Annotated in this window: 23 protein-coding genes; 18 read left to right on the top strand and 5 right to left on the bottom strand. The window is 72.0% G+C overall.

The features are described 5' to 3' along the window. Window positions 1–14: 14 nt before the first annotated feature. Complete coding sequence (locus tag JMV16_RS07110; RefSeq protein ID WP_201493524.1) at window positions 15–1,025, bottom strand: hypothetical protein; 1,011 nt, start codon at window positions 1,023–1,025, stop codon at window positions 15–17. A gap of 227 nt (window positions 1,026–1,252) precedes the next feature. Between JMV16_RS07110 and JMV16_RS07105 the strand changes: the two genes are divergently transcribed. Both JMV16_RS07105 and JMV16_RS07100 read left to right on the top strand, forming a co-directional pair. After that, window positions 1,253–1,807 carry a sigma-70 family RNA polymerase sigma factor gene (locus JMV16_RS07105; RefSeq protein ID WP_201493522.1) on the top strand — a complete coding sequence of 185 codons (555 nt, stop codon included), beginning with the start codon at window positions 1,253–1,255 and terminating at the stop codon, window positions 1,805–1,807. Further along, complete coding sequence (locus JMV16_RS07100; protein ID WP_201493520.1) at window positions 1,807–2,040, top strand: zf-HC2 domain-containing protein; 234 nt, start codon at window positions 1,807–1,809, stop codon at window positions 2,038–2,040. Before JMV16_RS07105 ends, JMV16_RS07100 begins: the two co-directional genes overlap by 1 nt. Window positions 2,041–2,057: 17 nt before the next feature. Here JMV16_RS07100 and JMV16_RS07095 read toward each other — a convergent pair whose 3' ends face one another. Together JMV16_RS07095 and JMV16_RS07090 are read right to left on the bottom strand one after the other, a co-directional pair. After that, on the bottom strand, window positions 2,058–2,870 hold the full coding sequence (locus JMV16_RS07095) for a DUF429 domain-containing protein (RefSeq protein ID WP_201493518.1): 813 nt from the start codon (window positions 2,868–2,870) through the stop codon (window positions 2,058–2,060). Further along, a complete protein-coding gene (locus tag JMV16_RS07090; RefSeq protein WP_201493516.1) occupies window positions 2,867–3,748 on the bottom strand; it encodes a DMT family transporter in 882 nt (293 codons plus the stop codon). Before JMV16_RS07090 ends, JMV16_RS07095 begins: the two co-directional genes overlap by 4 nt. A gap of 42 nt (window positions 3,749–3,790) precedes the next feature. On the opposite strand from JMV16_RS07090, the gene JMV16_RS07085 reads away from it, so the two are divergent. The 6 genes from JMV16_RS07085 (at window position 3,791) to JMV16_RS07060 (ending at window position 9,127) form a co-directional block, all read left to right on the top strand. Then, entirely contained in the window at window positions 3,791–4,834 is a 1,044-nt protein-coding gene (locus JMV16_RS07085) for an asparaginase (protein ID WP_201493514.1), read from the top strand. 143 nt (window positions 4,835–4,977) lie between these two features. Then, a complete protein-coding gene (locus tag JMV16_RS07080) occupies window positions 4,978–5,370 on the top strand; it encodes a hypothetical protein (RefSeq protein WP_201493512.1) in 393 nt (130 codons plus the stop codon). Then, window positions 5,363–6,103, top strand: a complete 741-nt coding sequence (locus JMV16_RS07075; RefSeq protein ID WP_201493511.1) for a hypothetical protein — start codon at window positions 5,363–5,365, stop codon at window positions 6,101–6,103. The genes JMV16_RS07080 and JMV16_RS07075 overlap by 8 nt, the downstream gene beginning before the upstream one ends. After that, complete coding sequence (locus tag JMV16_RS07070; protein WP_201493510.1) at window positions 6,100–6,765, top strand: hypothetical protein; 666 nt, start codon at window positions 6,100–6,102, stop codon at window positions 6,763–6,765. The genes JMV16_RS07075 and JMV16_RS07070 overlap by 4 nt, the downstream gene beginning before the upstream one ends. After that, the gene (locus JMV16_RS07065; RefSeq protein ID WP_201493509.1) at window positions 6,762–7,322 is read left to right on the top strand and encodes a hypothetical protein; all 561 of its coding nucleotides are present in this window, start codon (window positions 6,762–6,764) and stop codon (window positions 7,320–7,322) included. The genes JMV16_RS07070 and JMV16_RS07065 overlap by 4 nt, the downstream gene beginning before the upstream one ends. Before the next feature lie 23 nt (window positions 7,323–7,345). Then, window positions 7,346–9,127: a class II poly(R)-hydroxyalkanoic acid synthase gene (locus JMV16_RS07060; RefSeq protein WP_201493508.1), complete on the top strand. Its 1,782-nt coding sequence runs from the start codon at window positions 7,346–7,348 to the stop codon at window positions 9,125–9,127. A gap of 3 nt (window positions 9,128–9,130) precedes the next feature. On the opposite strand, the gene JMV16_RS07055 is transcribed toward JMV16_RS07060, so the two are convergent. After that, window positions 9,131–10,516, bottom strand: a complete 1,386-nt coding sequence (locus tag JMV16_RS07055; protein WP_201493507.1) for a sigma-54-dependent transcriptional regulator — start codon at window positions 10,514–10,516, stop codon at window positions 9,131–9,133. 3 nt (window positions 10,517–10,519) lie between these two features. Next, window positions 10,520–11,875 (bottom strand): sensor histidine kinase, encoded by a 1,356-nt coding sequence (locus tag JMV16_RS07050; protein WP_201493506.1) that lies wholly within the window; start codon window positions 11,873–11,875, stop codon window positions 10,520–10,522. 348 nt (window positions 11,876–12,223) lie between these two features. Here JMV16_RS07050 and JMV16_RS07045 point away from each other — a divergent pair, with 348 nt between their 5' ends. From JMV16_RS07045 to JMV16_RS07000, 10 genes are all read left to right on the top strand, one after another. Then, window positions 12,224–12,460 (top strand): hypothetical protein, encoded by a 237-nt coding sequence (locus tag JMV16_RS07045; protein WP_201493505.1) that lies wholly within the window; start codon window positions 12,224–12,226, stop codon window positions 12,458–12,460. A gap of 77 nt (window positions 12,461–12,537) precedes the next feature. Beyond that, window positions 12,538–13,650, top strand: a complete 1,113-nt coding sequence (locus tag JMV16_RS07040) for a DUF4118 domain-containing protein (protein WP_201493503.1) — start codon at window positions 12,538–12,540, stop codon at window positions 13,648–13,650. 261 nt (window positions 13,651–13,911) lie between these two features. Continuing rightward, window positions 13,912–14,316, top strand: coding sequence for a type II secretion system major pseudopilin GspG (gene gspG, locus JMV16_RS07035; protein WP_201493501.1), 405 nt, complete (start codon window positions 13,912–13,914; stop codon window positions 14,314–14,316). Next, the gene (locus JMV16_RS07030; RefSeq protein ID WP_201493500.1) at window positions 14,313–15,431 is read left to right on the top strand and encodes a type II secretion system F family protein; all 1,119 of its coding nucleotides are present in this window, start codon (window positions 14,313–14,315) and stop codon (window positions 15,429–15,431) included. Before gspG ends, JMV16_RS07030 begins: the two co-directional genes overlap by 4 nt. A gap of 7 nt (window positions 15,432–15,438) precedes the next feature. Further along, window positions 15,439–17,157: a GspE/PulE family protein gene (locus JMV16_RS07025; RefSeq protein WP_201493499.1), complete on the top strand. Its 1,719-nt coding sequence runs from the start codon at window positions 15,439–15,441 to the stop codon at window positions 17,155–17,157. Further along, complete coding sequence (locus tag JMV16_RS07020; protein WP_201493498.1) at window positions 17,129–17,899, top strand: hypothetical protein; 771 nt, start codon at window positions 17,129–17,131, stop codon at window positions 17,897–17,899. The genes JMV16_RS07025 and JMV16_RS07020 overlap by 29 nt, the downstream gene beginning before the upstream one ends. Continuing rightward, complete coding sequence (locus JMV16_RS07015) at window positions 17,896–18,474, top strand: hypothetical protein (RefSeq protein WP_201493497.1); 579 nt, start codon at window positions 17,896–17,898, stop codon at window positions 18,472–18,474. Before JMV16_RS07020 ends, JMV16_RS07015 begins: the two co-directional genes overlap by 4 nt. Before the next feature lie 3 nt (window positions 18,475–18,477). Continuing rightward, window positions 18,478–19,047, top strand: a complete 570-nt coding sequence (locus JMV16_RS07010) for a hypothetical protein (RefSeq protein WP_201493496.1) — start codon at window positions 18,478–18,480, stop codon at window positions 19,045–19,047. Then, a complete protein-coding gene (locus tag JMV16_RS07005; protein WP_201493495.1) occupies window positions 19,044–19,595 on the top strand; it encodes a hypothetical protein in 552 nt (183 codons plus the stop codon). Before JMV16_RS07010 ends, JMV16_RS07005 begins: the two co-directional genes overlap by 4 nt. Further along, on the top strand, window positions 19,596–21,548 hold a 1,953-nt coding region (locus JMV16_RS07000), incomplete at its 3' end, for a secretin and TonB N-terminal domain-containing protein (protein WP_201493493.1).

Below are 21,548 nucleotides of genomic sequence, written 5' to 3'. Positions count from 1 at the left end.
GCGCACCGGCTGCCTCAGTCACTGCTGACGATGGGGCAGTTGACGACGAAGCCGGCGGCGCCGAAGCGCGCTCCGCCGGGGCCGGTGACCAGGCCCTTGCTCACCAGGCCCAGCAGTTCGCTGCGGTCCTTCTGCGCCACGTTCAAGCCGGCGCCGATGGCGGCCTCGGTCCAGGCCGCCGGGAACACATCCCACAGGGGGCTGTAACGGCCCTGCTTGGGCGCCCAGAACAGCAGGTTCAGCGGGTCGGCGCCGTCGAGCAGGGCCGAGTTCAGGCCCTGGCGCTGCGGGTTGCCCAGGCCGGTCTGGCCGTTGATGAAGGCCACCAGCGTGGTGCGCGCCGAATCCGTGCCGTCGCCGCCCGCCCGGGGCGCGGCGTTGAGCGCGCCGGCCAGGGTCGCGTTCTCCAGCGCCGCGACATCGCTCACCGAGGCGTCGGTGGAGATGTACTTGACGCGGCGGCCGTTGGCATAACCGAAGGACTGCGCCACCGCCACCGTGCCGCGGGCGAAGTCGATGGCGGCCACCTTGGGGTGGCGGCCGCTGTCGTTGGCCATCTGGGGCGCGTTGAGGATGCTGCCGTCGGGCAGCTCGATCAGCGGGCTGTAGCCGAACTCACCCTCGGGGCCATGCATCGCGGCGGCGGGCGGAAAGCCGGTGGGCCCGGGCACGACGACGCGCTGGCGGTCGAAGCGCACCGTGGCCGGGAAGTCGATCACGCCGTCGACGACGCTCACCTTCTGCACCGCGGCCGTGCCGCGTGCCACCTCAAGCTTGGACGAGCGGTTGACGCCCAGCCGGTCGGCCTCGCCGCCATCGGAGGCATCGAGCAGGATGAACCACACGGCGCGGCCCCGGCTGCTGCCGCGGTACAGCGGCAAGGTGGCGGTGTTGTCGGCGTTTTCGTGCGCGCTCCGCACAAAGAGCGTGCGGCCGTCGGCGCGGGCCAGCCCGGGCACGCCGACGCTGGTGGCCGCCGCTGCTGCGGCCAGTCTGGATATGAAGGCACGTCGCTGAAGAATCATGGTGGCTGCTCCTGGGTGGGACGGTAGGGTGCCCGCTGCCGCCGGCGCCTTGCCGATGTCGAGCGGGACGGCCGTTCGTCGCACCGGGGTGGCCGCGCTTACAGCCGAAGTAGGGGGTGAGCCGCCGGCAGACGCCAGGCGGCTTGCCGGCGGCCAATCGCCGCAGTAGCCTTCGCGCCTTCGCAAGGGCCGGCAGCGGTGGGGCCAGCCGCAACAGGAGGCCGGGCATGACGCTCGATCAGCAACTCGTGGTTCTGCGCACCCCGCTGTTGCGCTATGCCCAGCTGCAGCTGCGCGACGCAGCCCTGGCCGAGGACGCGGTTTCCGAAACCCTGCTGGCCATCCTCGAGCGCCCCGAGGGCTTTGCCGGCGCCAGTTCGCTGCGCACCTATGCCACCGCCATCCTCAAGCACAAGCTGGTCGACACCCTGCGCCGGCGCGGCCGCGAGCTGCCCCTGGAGCCGCTGGACGAGCAAAGCCTGGACGAGGCCATCGACGCGCACTTCCGCGCCGACGGCCACTGGGACCACAAGCCCCAGCCCTGGGGCCAGCCCGAGGCCGTGCTGCACCAGGCCCAGTTCCTCGAGGTGCTGCAAAGCTGCATAGACCGCCTGCCGCCGCGCCTGGCGCGCATCTTCATGGCGCGCGAATGGCTCGAACTGGAAGTGGCCGAGATCTGCGACGAAATGCAGATCACGAGCAGCAACTGCGGCGTCATGCTCTACCGCGCCCGCATGCAGTTGCGCGGCTGCCTGGAGCAGCGCTGGATAGGGCAGTCCTGATGGCCGACAAGCTCACTTGCCGCGAGGTCTCGCGCCTGCTCAGCGACGGCCTCGATCAGGCTCTGCCTCCGCCCGAGCGCGCCCGGCTGCGCCTGCACCTGGTGATCTGCGACGCCTGCCGCGAAGTCGAGCAGCAGTTCACCCTGCTGCGACAGGCGCTGCGCAAGCTGGGCAGCGAGCCGGACGATGGGGCGGGCAAGCCCGGCGCGGGCCGCAACGACACCGAGAACTGATCGCGCAAGCCGGCGCCTCAGCCTTGGGCGCCGACGATGCAGCCCTCGACCGGATCGATGCGCTCGGGCAGACCCCAGCGCGGTTGCCGGCTGGCCCAGGCGGCCTGGGCCAGGCAGAGCACGGCGTCGAGGCGGTCGCCACTGCCATCGTCGGCCAGGGCCTCGCGCTGGGCGTGGCTGAGCTTGAGCCGCAGCGCCAGCCGCGTGCGCCCCTGTTCCAGCGCATCGACCATGTCCTTGCGTGCAATCAGGCGGTCGGGCGCGGCGCTGTTCTTGTAGGAACGGCGCCCGACCAGCTCATGGGCCAGCAGGCCCGGATAGCCTTCGAGCGCGGTGCGCGCCGCGTCGCCGGCCTGCAGGCCCGGCAGGTCCAAGCCCGCGGCCAGCAGGCGCGAAAAGCCCTCGTAATACATGAAGCCCACCGGCACATAGCGCGTCTGCAGCGGGCTGGTGGAGCGCACGCCGGGCAGGGCCGTATCGGTGGCGCGATGCAGCAGGCGCTGCCCTGCAGGGCGCGTGTTGCCCCAGGCGTCGATGATTTCCCGCAGCGCCATGCGCGTGGGTGCGCGGCGGTGCAACTCGGCGCTCACCGCGGCGGCGCTGTCGCCCAGGCCCAGCGACTGCACGAATTCTCGCGGCAGGCCGAACGGGAAGTCGAAAGCGCCCAGCCAGGGACCGGGCTCGGCCAGCAAGGCCTCGAAGCCGGCCATGGACGGCAGCACCTGCAGGCCCGTCAGGCGCAACAGGCGGCCGTCGAAACTGCCCAGCGCCACGACGATGGGCTTGCGCCGGCTCGGCGCGCTGCTGAAGTCGACGCCGAGCAGTTTCATCCGACCGCCAGCGCCATCACGCCGCCAGCGATGCAGGCCGCGCCCAGCAGGCGCGGGCCACGGTCGCCCTCACCCAGCAGGCGCCCCCCCAGCACGGCGGCCACCAGCATCGACACCTCGCGTGCCGGCGCCACATGCGACAGCGGTGCCAGCTGCAGCGCAGACAGCACCAGGATGTAGCCCAGCGGACCCAGAACGGCCACCGCCAGCGCGTGCCTCCACTGCCGCGGCCAGGCCGAGGTGAAGCCGGCACGGTCACGCCAGAACAGCGGCAGTTGCAGCGGCAGGCGCAAGAGGTTGCACATGTAGTCGAAGATCACCGGGCCGATCACCAGCACCTTGATGGCATAGCCGTCGATCACCGAATAGCCGGCGATCAGCGTGCCGGTGATGAGCCCCCAGCGGATCCCGGCCAGGGTGCGGGCGCGCTGGGCCGGATCGTGTGCGCCCCGCCACAGCGCCGGGCCACCGGCAATCAGGAACACGCCCACGCAAACGCCCAGGACGCCGGCCAGGCCCACGGCGCCGAGCGTCTCGCCCAGCAGCAGCACCGCGGCCGTCGCCGTCATCAGCGGCCCGCTGCCACGCGCCAGCGGATACACCACGGTCAGGTCACCGACGCGGTAGCCGGTGAGCAGGGCATTGAAGTACAGCAGGTGAACCACCGCGCTGGCCACCACCACACCCCATTCCAGCCCGCCCCAGCGCGGCAGTTCCTGCACGCCGAACCACAGCCCGGCCGGCAGCCACACCACCACCGTCAGCAGGCTGGTCAGTAGGGTGAAGCGGTGGTCGCCACCGGCGCGCTTGGCCGCGATATTCCAGCTCGCGTGGGCCAGGGCGGCCAGCAGCACGAGCAGCAGGGCGGTCAGGGGCATGTGCCGATTCTGCCGCGGGCGCCGCCGGCTAGAGTCGACCCCATGACAGCCCATCCCATCCTCGTCGAGGCGCTGCGCGGCGGCGCCGTCGAATCGGTCCACCGCGGCGCCCTGGCCATCGTCGACGCCGACGGCGCCGTGCACACGCAACTGGGCGACATAGCCCGCCCCATCTTCCCGCGCTCGGCCGTCAAGGTGCTGCAGGCCCTGCCCCTGGTGGCCAGCGGCGCCGCCGAACGCTATGGCCTGACCAACGAAGAGCTGGCGCTGGCCTGCGCCAGCCATGGCGGCGAGCCCCGCCATGCCGCCACTGCGGCGGCCATGCTGGCCAAGGCCGGCGTCGACGCCGCGGCGCTGGAATGCGGCGCGCACTGGCCTTATCACGACGGCTCGCTCAAGGCTCTGGCCGCCGCCGGCCAGGCGCCGAGCGCGCTGCACAACAACTGCTCGGGCAAGCATGCGGGCTTCGTCTGCCTGGGCTGCCTGATGGCCGAAAAGGGGGCGCAGGGCGGTGACCGCCGCGCCTTCCTGCGCGGCTATGTCGGGCCCGGGCACCCGGTGATGCGCGAGGTGACGGCGGCGCTGCAGGCCGCCACCGGCTGCGACCTGGCGCGCATGCCGGTCGGCACCGACGGCTGCAGCATCCCCGCCCATGCCATCCCCTTGCGCCAGCTGGCCCTGGCCTTCGCCCGCGTGGCCACCGGCGTCGGACTGTCGGCCGAGCACGCGCGGGCCGCGACTCGCCTGCGTGCGGCGGTGGCCGCGGCGCCCCACATGGTGGCCGGCAGCGGACGCTTCGACACCCGGCTGATGGAGCGGCTGGGCACACGCGTCTTCTGCAAGGTGGGCGCCGAGGGCGTGCATTGCGCCGCGATCCCCGAACTGGGCCTGGGCGTGGCCATCAAGATGGACGACGGCAACACGGCGCGCGCTTGCGAAGTGGCGCTGGCCGCCATCATCGAGCGCCTGCTGCCGCTGGAAGAGAGCGATGCCAGCTTCATGCGCGGACTCAGCGATGTCGGCCTCGGCAACTGGCGCGGCATCGCGGTCGGCCGCCTGCGTGCAACGGCGGTGCTGCGCGGCTGACGCGCCTGCTTACGCGGCCCGCGGTTCTAGGGAGGGCCGCGCCAGGAACGCAGGCCTAGACTGCGCCCGTTCCGGTACCCCTGCCGGAGCGGGCGGTCCGGGGCCGCGCCGGCCCCTGACCCGCGCACCCTCGCGAGGTCGGCATGAGCGTCAAGATCCCTTCGAGCTTCGATTTCGGCATCGACCTGGGTGTCGATCTCGACATCTCCGGCATCCCCACCAGCTACAGCATTGCGACCAAGGTCGAGCCGCTGTCCATGCACCTGGACCTGGCGCCTATCGAGATCAAGCCCATCGACTTCTCGCTGCGCGTCAAGGAAATCCCCTCGGTGCGCGTACACCTGCCGCTGGATTACCGCGTCGGCCTCAGCGTGCTGGGCTCCGAACTGCTGTGCGTGCGCCTGTGCGGCCAGGGCCAGGTGATCACCGAGCCCTATGCCCCCAACCCCTGCGAGGCACGCCCGGCGGCGGTGCTGCAACCCCAGCCCGACCTGCAGACGCTGGACCGCCTGGTCGCGGAGCTGGACCGTGGCTGAGCAGGACAAGGGCGCGCCGGCCACACCGCGCTTCATGGGCCCGCCGGGGCGGCTGCGCCTGGCCGGCGTTGACGCGCGCCAATGGGCCCAGGTGGAAGGCGTGCAACTGCCCGAGGCGCTGCAGCCCCGGCGTGCCCGGCCCGCGCTGCGGCGCGGCGGCGACCCGGCGCGTGCGCGCCTGCGCCTGCCGCCCGACACCCCACCCGGCCGCTACGACATCACGCTGGCGCTGGCCGGCGGCAAGAGCCAGTGCGCCAGCGTCGATGTGCAAGCACGGCCGCGGCTGCGCGTCACACCGTCGGCCCTGCGCCTGACGGCCGCGGCCGGCGCCAGCGCCTGCGCGGCCCTGCTTCTCGAGAACCGCGGCAACGTGCCCGTAGAGATAGGCCCGGTGCTGGTGGCCGGCCTCTTTGACGACGACGGCATCGAGGCCGCGATGGCCTCGGTCTACAACCTCGACAGCCACGACGTGAACAAAATCGTCGGCCACGCCTTCAGCAAGCTGCGCGAGGCCCACGGCGGCCTGCTCAAGCTGCGCGTGCGCCAGGGCGCAGGCCCGCTGGCGGTGGGTGAGCGTCGCGTGCTCGAACTCGAGGCCCGGCTGGGCGAGAAGCTCGTGCCCGGCCACGGCTACCACGGGGTGCTGGAGATGGCCGGCCACGGCATCGCGGTCGAGGTGGCGGTGAGCAAGCGCCGCGCAGATGACGGGCGCAGCACAGGAGCAAAGGCATGAAGGACTGCAAGACGGGCAATGGCTGCACCGACAGCGGCATCGAGGACGGCATCAGGTCGCTCTTCCATGCGCAGCTGCTGCTGGGCAAGGAACTGGTGCGCCTGCTTGGCAGCGCCGGCAGCGCGGCCATGGACCGGGCCGGTGCGATGCGACTGCCCAAGGGCGGCTGCGGCTGCGAGATCCCCGAACCCTGCTGGATGCCGCTGCCGCTGGGCGAGATCAGCTGCCAGCTGGCACCCGGCGACAAGGGCACGGTCTGCCTGGTCGTCACCAACCACGATTTCCGGCCGCACAGCTACCAGTTCGTGGCCAGTGGCAAGTCGGCCGCCAACGTGAGCTTCTCGCAGGCCGGTGCGGTGCTGGGACCGAAGGAGCGCATCGCCGTCACCGCCACCTTCAGCGTGCCGCGCGACAACAAGGGCGCAGAAGACTGCCGCTGCATAGACCACGAAGCCCTGATCTGGGTGCGCGGCTGCCGCAACCACTACCTGCGCTGGAGCATCGACGAAGTGGCCAAGAGCAAGCCCTGCTGCCACGAGGTCATCGTCGACGACAAGCCCGACTACGTGCTGCATTGGTATGACCATTTCTACATCGCGCGGCCCTGCCCCGGTGCACCGGCGCGCGTGCCCGGCGGCGTCGCCGTGGGGGTCGTCAAATGAGCCGGGTGACCGACCTGCTCAAGGGCGCGGTGGAGCTGAACCTGCGCTACACCTCAACCCTGCTGCACCTGTCCAAGGACTACCTCAAGGACGCCGGCGAGGTGCTCACGCGCGACGACGCGCCGGCACCGCCGCCGGCCACGGCTCCGGCGCGGGCGCCGTTGCTCATCGCCGGCCGCAGCGGCGACCTTGCCAACGCCGCCTTCGCCATCAACAACCCCGGCGACAAGCCCATCCAGGTTCATCTGCTGGTGCAGGGCGAACTCGGCGACGAGCGTGTGCGGCTCGACCCGGCGCGTTTCTCGCTGGATGCCGGCAAGGGCACCATCGTGCGCATCGTCGTGCCCATCGACGACAAGCTCGAGGCCGAGCGCGACCACCCCGGCACCGTGGTCGCCCCAGGCCTGGCGGCCCAGGGCGTGCCCTTCATCGTGCGCCGCCTGGCCGCCGAAGGGGGTGGCGCACCGGACGCCGCGCCGCCATCGACGGCCACCGACGCACCCGAGGCGCCCGAGGCATCAACCAGCGCCCCGCGCACGGCGCGCGCCAAACGCTGAACGCGGCGCGGCCCCAGGGCGCGATGGACGCGTCGGCAGCGGCGCCGCAAGACGCCCAGGCACGCGAACCCGGCGCCGAACGCCTGCAGCGCCTGCTGGGCGAAGTGGCCGGCTTCGTCGACTGGCTGCGTGACGAACACTTCGGCCCGGTCGGGGCCGGCGACACCGCCGATGAGGCCGCCACGGCCGCGGAAAGCGGCCTGTCCAGCTCCGGCCTGCTGCACACGCTGCGCCTGATGCTGGCGCGCGTGCTCGACGATCCGCAATCGCTGTCGCAGCATTACGCGCGCTTCGCCGCCCTGGTGCTGCAGGCGGCGCGCCAGGAAAGCGAGCTCGAGCCCGACCCGGCCGACCGCCGCTTCAAGGATCCGCTGTGGCGCACCAGCCCGGTCCACCGCATGCTGGTGCAGGTCTACCTGGCCTGGCAGCAGACCCTGGGCGCCTGGGCGGCCGGCCAGCACTTCGGCTGCGAAGACCGCAAGCGCGTGCAGTTCGTGCTGGATCAGCTGGTGGCGGCGCTGGCACCCTCGAATCTGCCGCTCAACCCCGCGGCGCTCAAGCGCGCCGAGGTCACCGTGGGCGCGAGCGCGGTGCAGGGCCTCAAGGCCTGGGCGCACGACGCCGTACACCACGGCGGCATGCCGCAGCAGATCAGGCCCGATGCCTTCAAGGTGGGCATCGACCTCGCCACCACGCCCGGCGCCGTGGTCTACCGCCATCCGCTGTTCGAGTTGCTGCAGTACGCGCCGGCCGCGGCCACCGTACACCGCAGGCCGCTGCTGATGGTGCCGCCACAGATCAACAAGTTCTATGTCTTCGACCTGCGGCCCGAGAACAGCGTCTTCGGCTGGCTTCTCGCACAGGGCTTCCAGGTCTTCACCATCAGCTGGCGCAACCCCGACGCGGCGCTGCGCGACGCCGGCTTGACCGCCTATGTGCAGGCCACGCTGCAGGCGGTGGAGGTGGTGCGCTCGATCACGCGCTCGGCCACGCTGGGCCTGATCAGCGCCTGCGCCGGCGGCCTCACCGCCATCGCCGCCATGGGCCTGCTGGCGATGCAGCGCCAGCGCCCGGTGGCCCACCACTCGATGCTGGTGACAGCGCCGCTGGCCGGCAATGGCTCGGTGCTCGAAAGCCTGGCCTCGCGCGACACCATGCGCGCCAGCGTGGCCTGGTCGGCCCAGCGCGGCAGCATGGACGGCGCCGAACTGGCGCGGTTGTTCGCCTGGCTGCGCCCGAACGACCTGGTCTGGAACTACTGGGTCAACAACTACCTGATGGGGCGCCAGCCGCCGCCGCTGGACGTGCTGCATTGGGACAACGATTCCACCCGCCTGCCCGCCGCGCTGCACCGCGATTTCGTCGACATGGTCGACCGCCGGGTCTTCGAATGCCCCGGCGCGCTGAGCATCGGCGGCTGCGCCATCGACTTCCGCCGCCTGCAGGTGGACGGCTATTTCGTCGCCGGCAGCGAGGACTACCTGATGCCCTGGCAGGGTGTCTACCGCGCGGCGCGGCATTTCCGCGGCAGCCACAGCTTCGTGCTCAGCAACAGCGGCCATGTGCAAAGCATCCTGCGCCCGCCGCGGCTGCCGCGCACCGAGCACTTCACCGGGCAGGCGCTGCCGCCCGCGCCCGAGGCCTGGCTGGCCGGCGCCGAGCGCCGATCCGGCTCGTGGTGGCCGCACTGGGGTGCCTGGCTGGCGCCGCGCAGCGGGGCGCGCGTCAAGGCGCCGCGCATGCTGGGCAGTGCCGCCTACCCGCCGCTGGGCCCGGCGCCGGGCGACTATGTCCTGCAGGCCTGAGGCTCAGACGCGCAGGCCGTGCTTCTCGAGCCGGTAGCGCAAGGTGTCGCGGCTGATGCCGAGCTGTCGCGCCGCGCGTGAGACGTTCTGCTGTGCCTCGCGCATGGCGTTGACCAGCATCTCGCGCTCGACACGGTCCAGCGACGAGCCGCTCCCGCCCCCGCCATTGCCGCCATCCTCGACTGGCACAGACAGAGCGGCCGGAACACCGCCGTCGGGCAGCATCAGCTCGGCCGGCACGATCTCGTTGGCGGCCGCCAGCATCACTGCCTGCTCGATCAGGTTGCGCAACTCGCGCACATTGCCAGGCCAGCCGTGGCGGGCAATGGCCGCCTCGGCGGCGGCGCCCAGGCGCGTGCCCTCGCGGCGGTAGCGCTGGGCGAAGGTCTGGCAGAAATGGCGTGCCAACAGCAAGGCGTCGCCGGCGCGCTGGCGCAGCGGCGGCACCATCAGCTGCAGCACGCGCAGGCGGAAATAGAGGTCGGCGCGGAACACGCCCTGTGCGACGCGGGCCTCGAGATCCTGGTTGGTGGCCGCGACGATGCGGACCTGGACCTGCTGCTCCTGCACCGAGCCGATGCGGCGGAAGCGCCCGTCCTCGATGATCTTCAGCAGCTTGGCCTGCAGCGCCAGGTCCATGTCGCCGATCTCGTCGAGGAAGAGCGTGCCGCCGTCGGCGGCCTCGAGCAGGCCCAGCTTGCGCTGCTTGGCATCGGTGAACGCACCGCGTTCGTGGCCGAAGAGCTCGGTCTCCAACAGCGTGGCCGGCAGGGCGGCGCAATTGATCTCGATGAAGGGACGCTGCCGCCGCGCGCTGCGGTAATGGCAGGCCCGCGCCACCAGTTCCTTGCCGGTGCCGGTCTCGCCGGTGATCAGGATGGGCGGCAGCATGCCCTGGCCGCCGCCGTCGATCGAGGCGATGCGGTCGATGCGCTGCAGCAGGGCCTGCATCTCGGGCGAGTTGCCCAGGATCTCGTGGCTGGCCTCGCGCTCGCGCGACTCGAAGTAGTTGAGGCGGCTGGACTCGCGCTGGCGCTGCGCCAGCAGTTCGACGCGGCTGCGCAGTTCGGCCAGCGAGACCGGCTTGGTCAGCAGGTCATTGGCGCCGGCCTTCATCGCCTCCACCGCCAGCTCGATGCTGCCGTGCCCGGTGATCAGCACGATGGGCACGGTCTTGTCGGTGTTGCGGATGAACTCGATCATCTCCAGGCCGGTGGCGTCGGGCAGCCGGTAGTCCAGCACCACGATGTCCGGCGGCTTCTCGGCATAGAGCGCCCGCCCTTCGGCGGCCGTTCCGGCCACGGCGACTTCATTGCCGGTGCGTGCCAGATAGAGCGCGGCATTGCGCGCGAAGGTGGCCTCGTCGTCGACGATCAGGATGTGAGTCATGGTTCAGGATCGGGGCAGTTTGATGCGCACGGTGGTGCCCTCGCCGGGCCGGCTGTCCAGGCCCAGACTGCCGCCCAGGCGGTCAACGATGCGCCGGGCCAGGGTCAGGCCCAGGCCCAGGCCCTGGGGCTTGGTGGTGAAGAAGGGGCGGAAGATCTTTTCCACCTGGGCCGGCTCCAGCCCCGGGCCGGCGTCGCGCACCTCGATCAGCAGTGGCCCGGGCGCCTCGCCCAGCAACACCACCTGGCAGGCCTTGTCGCTGCCCATCGCCTCGGAGGCGTTGGACAGCAGGCTTTGCAGCACCTGCTTGAGCAGTTGCGGGTCGGTGCTGGCGTGGGTCTGGGAGGCCGCGTTCTCGAACACCAGCACCTGACGCCGCTGCTGGAAGGTGCTCTGGTGATCGGCCACGCAGTCGCGCAGCAGGTCGGCCACGTCGACCAGACGTACATTGCCCTCGCCCGTGCTCGACAGCCGCAGCAGTTCGTTGATGCGGGTCGAGATGCGGTCGACCTGGATCAGGATGTCGGCGGCGTGCTCGCTGCTTTGCTCGCCCGGTGCGTCCAGGCTCAGCTCGGCCGACGAGCGTATCGAGGCCAGCGGATTGCGGATGTTGTGCGCCACCGAGGCCGCCAGCTCGGCCATTGCAGCCATGGTCTCGGCGTCACGCAACTGCTCGTGCTGGCGGCGCAGCGTGTGGTCGGCCCGCCGCACCAGCCAGAACAGGCTGAGATAGAGCACCAGCGCCCCGGCCGTCGCCGACATCGCAACCCAGCGTTGCCCCTCGTGGATGGCCGCGGTCAGGGCCTGCGGCGCCTTGTAGAGCTCGACGACGCCATCGACGTTCGCGCCGCCGGGCAGTTGCACCGGGATGTAGGTCTCGACAAAGAAGGCCGCCGCGGGCGACAGGCCCTCGTGTTCGCGCTTGCTCAGGTCGTCGTCCTTGAGGCGGCCACCTTCGACGACCAGCTCGCCCGCCATCGCGCGGTCGAGCTCGTCGTTCTCGCCAAAGCGCTTGCCGATCAGCTGGGCATCGCTGGACCACAGCACGCGGCGGTCGACGCCGTAGACGTTGGCGCGCAGCACGCCCTTCAGATTGGTGAGGTGCAGCACCGAGCCGAGGAAGCGCTCGCGCAACTGATCCGAGTTCTGGTCGACCAGATAGCCCAGCGAGCCGTCGGACGAGAGAATGTTCTGCACGAACTCGGCCGACACCGCCGCCTCGCGCTCGAGCAGCTGCCAGGTCAGGAAGCTCGAGATCACCCACGCATTGGCCAGGCCGATGAGCGCGATCACCGCACCACCGAGCCCGGCGAACCAGCGCAGCAGGCGTAGAGGGGCGGCTCGGGGTGTTCGACTCATGGATGGGGCGGCAAGGGAGTTCTGGGGGAAGCGCCGGACTCGCCGCCGCAGCCGTCAGGGCACAACGGCAAGGGGGCGTGACAGGGCCGGCCGAGGTTAGCCGCTGGCCTGCGGGTCGGGCCGCAGGCCGGACTCCCGGTGGTGCGAACTATTGGGCAATTTGCCCCAGGTCCGCGGGTCAATTCCACCAAACCGGCGCTGGCGGGCGCAGGCCCCGGACCGCTGGGCGTGCGCCGTTGCGCCTGTGACAGCCCGGTGTCAGGGGCTGCCGCGGCGGTCGGACCTGGGTCTGGTCCGGCTCTTGCATTTGCTTGGACAGCCCCTCAGGAATCCGCCCGCCGAAATCCCATGAACAGCGTCATCCGCCTCTCCTGCTGCACCGCCTTGACAGCCCTGTCCATCGGCTGCGCCCAGGCTGCCTCGGCGCCAGCGCCAGCGCCGGCGGCGGCCGTTTCGCCCGCCGTGAGCCAGGCCGAACCCGCCGCCGAAGCGTCGCATCTGCCGGCCGCACCCGACGCACCGTCATCGGCCCTGGCCTTGATGGGGGTCGCGGTGCTGCTGGGCGCGCGCCGATTCGAACGCTGACAGCCTGCGGCGCACGCTGAGGCCGGCTCCCTGCCAGCCACCCCAGCCTGCACCCTGCCTCAAGAACAACCCATCCGATGTCCAAGCACCCGTCACCGCCGGCCTCCACCCTGCCCCATCCGTTGGATGGCCTGGATCCGTCCGGGCCCGGCCACCGGCTGCTGCAGCGCCTGCGGCCCTGGATCGCGCCCGTCGCCTGGTTGGCGGCCTGGTCGGCCGCGGCAGCCCTGGACTGGCCGTTCGACCGCAGCACCCAGGTCCTGGCCTTCGTGTTTGCGTTGCTGCTGGCGGCGTACTGGCAACCGACCCGGATTTCGGTCGTCGCCGGCACCCTGGCCGTGCTGGCCTTCGACCAACTCTTCGTAGCACCACGCGAACAGATTGCAGCGGCGCCCTCCCGCCACGCCCTGACCTTGGCCCTGATGCTGGCGATGATCTGGACCGCGAGCCTGGCAATGGGGCATCTGCGCCGCCTGGCCGACAGCCTGCGCCGGCAAGCCCAGCAGTCCGAGCGTCTGCGGGCGCTTGGCGAGTCGCTGCAGGAAGTCGAGGATCCGCGCGCCCGCGGCGCCCATCTGCAGGGGGCCCTGGCCTCGCTGGGCGGCGCCTCGGTCGGCCTGCTGCTCTACGCCGAAGCGGCAAGCGAGGCCGGCTCGCGCGAGATCTGGTTCGGCAACGCCGACGACGAAGAGCGTGCACTGCTGCGCCAATGCGCACGCCAGCAACTGCCGATGGGCAAGGGCACGGCCCGGCATGCCGGGCGCGACTGCTGGCTGCTGCCGATACAGCGCCGTCAGACCGCCTTCGGCGCGGCCCTGGTCCAGTTCGCCGACCCTGCGCTTGCCGACGAGCGCGCCCGCGGCAATGCCCAGGACCTGTGTGACCGCATGGCCGCGGCACTGGACCGCGCCGACACCCTGCACGGTGCGGCGCGGCTGCGCGAGGCGGCCGAGACCCAGGCCCTGCGCAATGCGCTGACCGCCGCGCTGGCGCGCGAGCAACGCCAGAGCCTGGACGCCATCCGCGAGGCCGCCACAGCACTGTGCGATGGCGCAGCCCTGGCGCCCGAGCAACAGCATCGCCTCGCCTGCGCCATCGTCGGCGAGGCCGACCGCCTGTTGTGCCTGGGCGACGCCGCGCCCGAGGCCGAGTGGCAGACGCGCTCCGCACGGCCCCTGCTGGCCGCCTGAGCCCGCGCCGCCTCGGCCCGCGCCGCGGGCCGCAGGGCCAGGAAACGGCCGCAGCGGTGGCCAATTCCACGAAGGCCGCCGCCGAAAGGCCTCGCGCATGCCGTATCGTCCTTGATCGTCAGACCGGCTAACGGTGCAGGCGCCCGGAATGGTCCGGACGGCGGCACCCGCTGCCGGCGCCGGGATGGACGCGAGTCCCGCCCCTTCCCGGCCGGGCCTGACCCCGCCAGCCGCCGGAACCTGCGCATCAACCCTGTCGCCATGAGCCGCGGCTTCACCCTCTTCGAGCTATTGATCGTGTTCGCCATCCTCAGCCTGCTGGCCGGCGTCGTTGCGCCGCGTTTCCTGGAGCGCCACTCGGGCGCCCATGCGCAGGCGGCCCGGGCCCAGATCGAGTTGCTTGAAAAGGCGCTCGACCAGTACCGCATGGATGCGCGCCACTACCCCAGCTCCGAGCAAGGCCTGGCCGCGCTGCACACCGCGCCGGCCGGTGCCACGCCGTGGCGCGGCCCCTACCTCAAGCGGGCTCTTCCGGCCGATCCCTGGGGCCGGCCCTATGGCTACGAGCGGCCGGGCAGCGACGGGCGTGAATACCGTGTCTACAGCCTCGGCGCCGACGGGCTGCCGGGGGGCAGCGGCGACAACGCCGACCTGGTGTCCCGATGAACGGGCAGCGTCCCCTGCCGGCGGTAGACGAACACGGCGTGATCGGTACACCCGAGCGCGCCGAGCCGGCCACGCGTGTGGCGCGCGGCGGACGCATAGACCCGGCGCTGTTTGCCGAAAGCCTGGCGGCGCTGCTCGAGGCCGGGCTGCCGGTGCTCGACGCGCTGCACACGCTGGGCCAGCGTGCCGCCTCGCCGGCGCTGGCCCGGCTGGTACAGGAACTCGACCGCGCGCTGCGCGAAGGCCTCAGCCTCTCGGCCGCACTCGGGCGCCACCGCCAGGTCTTCGGTGACGTGCTGGTGGCGCTGGTGCAGAGCGCCGAGCGCACCTCCAACCTGGGCGAGAGCCTGAGCCGCTACAGCAGCGACATGCGGGCGCAGCAGGCGATGCGGCGGCGCGTGCTGGGTTCGGCGCTGTACCCGGCCGTCGTGGTCTCGGTCGGCCTGCTGGTGATCGGCTTCCTCCTCACCTACGTCATGCCGCGCTTTGCCGAGATGGTGCTGCAGGCCGACATGAAGATCTCCGGCGGCAGCCGCGTGCTGATGGAGTTGTCGGCGGTGATGCACCGCGGCGGCGCCCTGACCCTGGTGCTGCTGCTGGCGGTGGCTGCCCTGCCCGGCCTGGCCTTTGGTACCGCCCGCGGGCGCGCTCTCGTCGGCCGCCTGCTGGCGCGCATTCCGGCCTGGGGCCGCACGCTGCACGAATACCACCTGGCGCGCTTCTTCAACAGTGCGGCGCTGCTGCTGCGCGGAGGCCTGACGGTGGTGCGCGCCATCGAACTCGCCAGCGACACGCTGGACGAAGTCAACCGCGAGCGCATGCGCGGCGTCGTCGCGCGCCTGTCGGCCGGCCAGGACGTGGCCGGGGCGCTGGGCGCCGAGGGCATCGACGATGACCTGGTAATCCGCCTCGTCGAGGTCGGCCAGCGCAGCGGCACCCTGGGCCAGCAGTTCCAGCGCGTCGCGATGCTGATGGACATCGAGGTCTCGCGCCGCATCGACTGGGCCACGCGCTTGTTCGAGCCGCTGCTGATGCTGTTCATCGGCCTCGTGGTGGGCGGCATCGTGGTGCTGATGTACATGCCCATCCTCGAACTGGCCACGGCCATCGAATAGACCGCACATGGGCGCCCCTGAAGACCTTCCCCCGCCGCCGTCCGCGAGCAGCCTGCCCGACCACGCCGCCGTCGACGCGGCGCGCCAGCGTGCGCGCCAGGCCGGCCGCGGCTCCTATCTCGATGCGCTGGGCGACGACGCCGATGCCGCCGGCCAGCGCCTGGCGCAGGCGCTGGGCCTGGACTGGCTGGCGCCCGAGGCCCTCGAGGCCCTGGGCGCCCACCTCGACCTCGAGCTCGTGCCCTTCGTCGAGGCCAGCGGGCGCCAGTGCCTGGCCTTCAATCCGCCCGACGGGCCCTGCCTGATCGTGGTGGCCGACCCGCTGAACGAATCGCTGCGGCTGTGGATCGAGCAGCGCCTGTTCCTGCATCCGCGCACGCCGGTGAGCTGGGTCGTGGCCGGCCGCGATGTGCTCACGGCCTACCTGCGCCGGCGCGAGCGCGACGTGCGCGTCAGCGCCGCCGCCACGCCTGGGGCCGAAGCCAAGCGCGGCGAGTCCGGCCTGTCGCTGACCATGGCCGACCTGTATGCGGCCGACAGCCCCATCGTGCGCCTGGTCAACGGCACCCTGATCGACGCCCTCAACGTCGACGCCAGCGACATCCACATCGAGACCGACGCCGACGGCCTGACCGTGCGCTACCGCCTCGACGGCGTGCTCAACACCATCAACCGCGTCGACGGCAAGGCGGCGGCGGCGCAGTTCATCTCGCGCCTGAAGGTGCTGTCGGAACTCGACATCGCCGAGCAGCGCGTGCCGCAGGACGGCCGCCTGGCGGTGGCGCTCGGCGACCGCAGCATCGCGCTGCGCGTGTCCATCATGCCCAACCTGCACGGCGAGGACGCGGTGCTGCGCGTGCTGGACCGGCGCGCGCTGTCGGCCGGGCGCGAGACGTTGAGCATCGAGACCCTGGGCCTGGAGCCGCGCGACGCTGCCTTTGCGCGGCGCATGGCGGCGCGGCCCCATGGCCTGTTCCTGGTCACCGGCCCCACCGGCAGCGGCAAGACCACCACGCTGTACGCGCTGCTGCAGGAAATCAACAACGGCCTCGAGAAGATCGTCACCGTCGAGGATCCGGTCGAGTACGAGCTCAAGGGCGTGCTGCAGATTCCGGTCAACGAGGCCAAGGGCCTGACCTTTGCACGCGGCCTGCGCTCGATCCTGCGTCACGACCCGGACAAGATCATGGTCGGCGAGATCCGCGACGCCGAGACCGCCACCATCGCAGTGCAGGCGGCGCTCACCGGCCACCAGGTCTTCGCCACCGTCCACGCCAACAACGTCATCGACGTCGTGGGCCGGCTCACATCGATGGGCACCGATGCCTACAACCTGGCCGCCGCGCTCAACGGCGTGCTGGCGCAGCGCCTGGTGCGCCTGAACTGCCCCGAGTGCGCCGTGCCGCTGGTGCCCGACGCCACCCTGCTGGACGTGAGCAGCCTGCCGCCCGGCTGGCTGGAAGGCAAGCAGCTGATGCACGGCCTGGGCTGCGCCCACTGCCGCGGCACCGGCTTCAAGCAACGCCGCGCGGTGGTCGAAACCCTCAGCATCGACGACGAGATGCGCGGGCTCATCAGCCAGCGCGCGCCGCTGCGCACCATCCGCACCGCCGCCCGCAAGCTGGGCATGCGCGCGCTGCGCGACACCGCCCTGGACCTCGTCGCCGAGGGCCTGACCACGCTGGAGGAGATCAACCGTGTCAGCTCGCTGGACGACGCGGCTTGAGGCCCGCCTGGGCCCGCTGGGCCTGCAACTGCAGTTGGCCAGCCGCCTGCCTTGGCGAGCCGCGCGCACGCTGTGGCGGCTCGACCTGCCCGGCGTGCCCACCCGCGCCGGCTGCGCCGACGCGCTGCGCGAGGCGCTGGTGCTGGCACGCGACGAACTCGGCCGCGAGGCGCTGCCTTGGCCGCGCAGCCTGGCCATCGAGATCGACGATGCCTGGGTCCACCACGTCTGCCTGCGCGGCGACTTCCAGTCCATGAGCGCACGCGCCGTGGCCGACGCCGCAGCCGGCTTCTTCACCCAGGCACTGGGGCAGCCTGCGTCCGAGCTGGCCCTGTGTGCACTGACGCAGCCCGACGGCCGCTCGCTCTGGGTGGCCGCCCTGCCGGCGGCCTTGCGCCAGCGCCTGGTCGAGACCGCCGCCGAGGCCGGGCTCACGCTGGCCGCACTGGCGCCGGCGGCGCAGCGCTTCCTGCGGCCCGCCGCCCGCTGGCCGCGCGACGCCGTGCTGGCCCTGGCCCATGGCAGCGGCGTGCTGCTGGCCTGCCGCAGCGGCGACAGCTGGATCGCCATGGTCAACGAGCTGCGGCCCTTTGATGCGGCACTGCACCAGCGCGCGCTGGCGCTGGGCCGCTTCCACGGCCTGCCGCCGCTGGAAGGCCTGTGCTGGGCCGCCGCCCACGCCGGCGGGCCCCCGCTCGAAGGCTGGCAGGACGCACGCCAGCTGCTCGGAGCATCGGCATGAAGCCTGCACGCCAGCCCAAGGCCGGCGGCAGGCCCTTGCCGCGCACAGCCCGCCTGCCGCAAGGCCTGGACTTCGTCGCCCGGCCGCCTTGGGGCGCTTGGGCCTGGGCAGCGGTGCTGCTGGCCACCGTGCTGCTGGTGGCGGCCACCTCGGTGGGCCTGCAGTGGCAGCAGCAGGAAGCCGAGTCAGCGCGCCTGAATGCTGCACTGGCACGGCAGGCGCGGCCGCGCGCCAGTGCGGTGGCCACGGCGCCGCTGGACCCGCTGGTCGAGAGCGACGCCAGCCAGACCGCGCTCGAGCTGGGCGTCGGCTGGGGGCCGCTGCTCGAGCACCTGGCCGGACACAACCGGCGCGACGTGGCGCTGACCCAGCTCGAACCCGACGCCCGCACGGGCCATCTGCTGATCGGCGGCAGCGCCGCCAGCCCCGAGGCGGCGCTGGCCTACGCCCGCAGCCTGGGCGACGGCCGCGTGCTCGCCGACGTGCAGCTGCTGTCGCACGAAGTGCCAGACCGGGCACTGCGGCTGCCGGTGCAGTTCCGTCTGTCGGCGCGCTGGCAGCGCCAGGAGCCCTGAGCCATGGCCGCACGCCTCTCCGCTCCCCAGATCCTGGCCGGCCTGCGCCACGCCGGCTGGCGCTGGCGCCAGCGCCTGGGCCTGCCCGGGCTGGTGGCGCTGGCCCTGGCACTGGCCGCGGCCCTGCTGCTGGCCGCCGGCCTGGCCCGCCTGGCCACGCTGGCCGACGAACAGGCGCGCCTGCAGCAGGCTTTGCGCAGCGCCGGCCAGCCGCGCCCCGCACCGGCGCCGACCGCGGCCGGGCTCGCCGCCAGCCAGCTGGAGCGCCTGCCACCGCTGGCGCAGCGGCCCGACGACATCGCCCAGCTGATGGCGGCGATGCGTACACGCGGCCTGCAGGACATGCCCACCCGCTACCGCGTGCTCGAGGCACGCTCGCCCGGCATCGAGCGCCTGGAGATCACGCTCGAGGGCCGCCAGGGCTACGAGGCCTGGCGTGCGCTCATCGTCGATCTGCTCAACCGCCTGCCCAACGCGGCCATCAGCGGCGCCTCGTGGGCGCGCAGCGAGATCGAGTCCGACCAGTCCGAGGCCCGTCTGGGCATCGTGCTCTACCACCGGAGGGCACCGTGATGCCCAAGGTAAGCCCGATCTGGTGGGCGGCGCTGGCCGCCACGCTGCTGTGGGTGGTGCTGGGCGACGCGCCCGAAGCCGGCGCGCCGGCCGAGCTGGTGGAGCCGACCCGCCCCGCCAACGGCGGCAGCGCGTCGCCTGCCGCAGCGGGCGCGCTGGCCCCCGCGTTGCAGGCCCAGGGGCGCGCGCCGGTGGACCCCGACAGCGGCCGCGGCCTGATGGACAAGGCCTGGGCGCCGCCGCCGCCGCCGGCCGCCGCGCCCGCACCGCCACCACCGCCCCCGCCGGCAGCGGCGCCGGCGAAGGCCCAGCCACCGGCCCCGCCCGCGGTCCCGCCGCTGCAGCTGCTAGGCGTGGTGAAGACTGAATCGCCGGCGCCGCAGGTCTACTTCACCATCGCCGACCGCCTGGTGCTGGCCCATGTGGGCGACCTGATAGACGGCCGCTTCAGGATCGACACCGTCAATGCCCAGAAAGTCGTCGTCACCGTCCTGCCCGAGCAGCGACGGATTGAATTCACCCTTGCCACCGTCCCGCCTGGGGGCTGAATGAACCATCCCACTCTAGCCCTGACCCCGCCGCGCAAGCGCCTCTGGATGACCGTCGCGGCCTGGCTGCTGGCGGCCACGCTGGCCGGCTGCGCCGCCACCCGCCTGCACGATGAGGGCCTGCAGCTGATCGAATCCGGCCAGGGCCTCAAAGGCCTGAGCCTGCTGCGCCAGGGCCATCAGCTCGAACCGACCAATGCGCGCCTGCGCCTGGCCTATCTGCGCGAACTCAATGGCTGGATGAGCAGCCAGGGCACGCGCGCCGAGGGCCTGCTCGCCAAGGGCGAGCACGACGCGGCGCTGGCCGTCTACCGCGAGATGCTGGAATGGCAGCCCAGCCATGTCGGCGCCCAGCGCGGCGTGCTGGCGGTGCAGGCCCATCGCCAGCGCGGCGAGCACAAGCAGCAGGCCGAGAAGCTGCTCGAGAAGCAGGACTACGCCGCGGCGCGCCAGATCGCCCAGGAGCTGATGCGTGCCGACGGCTCCGACCTGGCCGCGGTGCAGCTGATGCAGCGCATAGCCGAGCAGGAGACGCGCCAGCAGCGCGAAGCCGAACAGCGCCGCCGCGCCGAATCGCCGATGGCCAAGCCGGTGTCGCTGCAGTTCCGCGAGGCCGGGCTCAAGCAGGTGTTCGAGGCGCTGTCGCGCAGCACCGGCATCAACATCGTCTTCGACAAGGAGGTCAAGGCCGATCTGCGCACCACCATCTTCGTCACCAATGTGCCGCTGGAGGAAGCCATCGACCTGCTGCTGGTGCAGAACCAGCTGGCGCGGCGCATGCTGACGGCCAACTCGGTGCTGATCTACCCGGCCACGGCGCAGAAGATGCGCGAGTACCAGGATCTGCACCTGCGCACTTTCCTGCTCAGCAATGCCGACGCCAAGCATGTGCAGAACGTGCTGCGCACGCTGCTGAAGGTGAAGGACGTGGTGGTCGACGAGCGCGCCAACGCCATCGTGCTGCGCGAGACGCTGGAGACGCTGGACGTGGCGCAGCGCATCATCGCCTCGCAGGAAAGCGTGGAGCCCGAGGTCATGCTCGAGGTCGAGATCCTCGAGGTCTCGCGCGAGCGCCTCACCGAGCTGGGCATCAGCTGGCCCACCGGCGCCACCCTCAGCACGCCCTCGGCCACCGGCGCCACCGTGGGTGCGCTGCGCGCGCTCAGCGGCAACGACCTGATCCTGAGCCCGGGGCTGGCGGTGGGCCTGAATCTGAAGCTGCGCGACCTCGACGCCAACCTGCTGGCCAGCCCGCGGCTGCGGGCGCGCAGCCGCGAGAAGGCCAAGATCCTGATCGGCGACAAGGTGCCGGTGATCGTCAACACCGTGACGCCGGTGCAGTCGGGCGCGCCGGTCGTCACCGGCTCGGTGCAGTACATCGACGTCGGCCTCAAGCTCGAGGTCGAGCCCCAGGTCTATGCCGAATCCGAGGTCGGCATCCGCATCAACCTCGAGGTCAGCAACATCGTGCGCGAGATCTCGGGACCCCAGGGTTCGCTGGCCTACCAGATCGGCACCCGCAGCGCCCAGACCGCGCTGCGCCTGCGCGACGGCGAGACCCAGGTGCTGGCCGGCCTCATCAGCGACAACGAGCGCGGCACCGGCAACCGCATCCCGGGCATCGGCCAGCTGCCGGTGCTGTCCAAGCTGTTCGGCACCGACAGCACGACCAAGGCCAAGACCGAAGTCATCCTGTCGATCACGCCGCGCATCGTGCGCCACCGGGCGCTGGACATGGCCCAGGGCGACGTCGCCACCGGCACCGAGGCCAGCGTGCGCGGCGGCGCGGGCGGCGACACGGCGGCATCGACAACGCGGCCGGGCGGCGGTGCGGCGGCCCCCAGACACCCCGCGGCGCCGGCCCCGAGGCGCAACCAGCCGGCCCCGTCGAGCGTGACCCCTTCCCCCGTGATCTCGCCGGACGCCGATATCGGAAGGGGGTCGTGTAGGGAA

The organism is Rubrivivax sp. A210 (assembly GCF_904426505.1).
Taxonomy (GTDB): domain Bacteria; phylum Pseudomonadota; class Gammaproteobacteria; order Burkholderiales; family Burkholderiaceae_C; genus Rubrivivax.
This window is presented reverse-complemented; position numbering and strand designations above follow the sequence as displayed.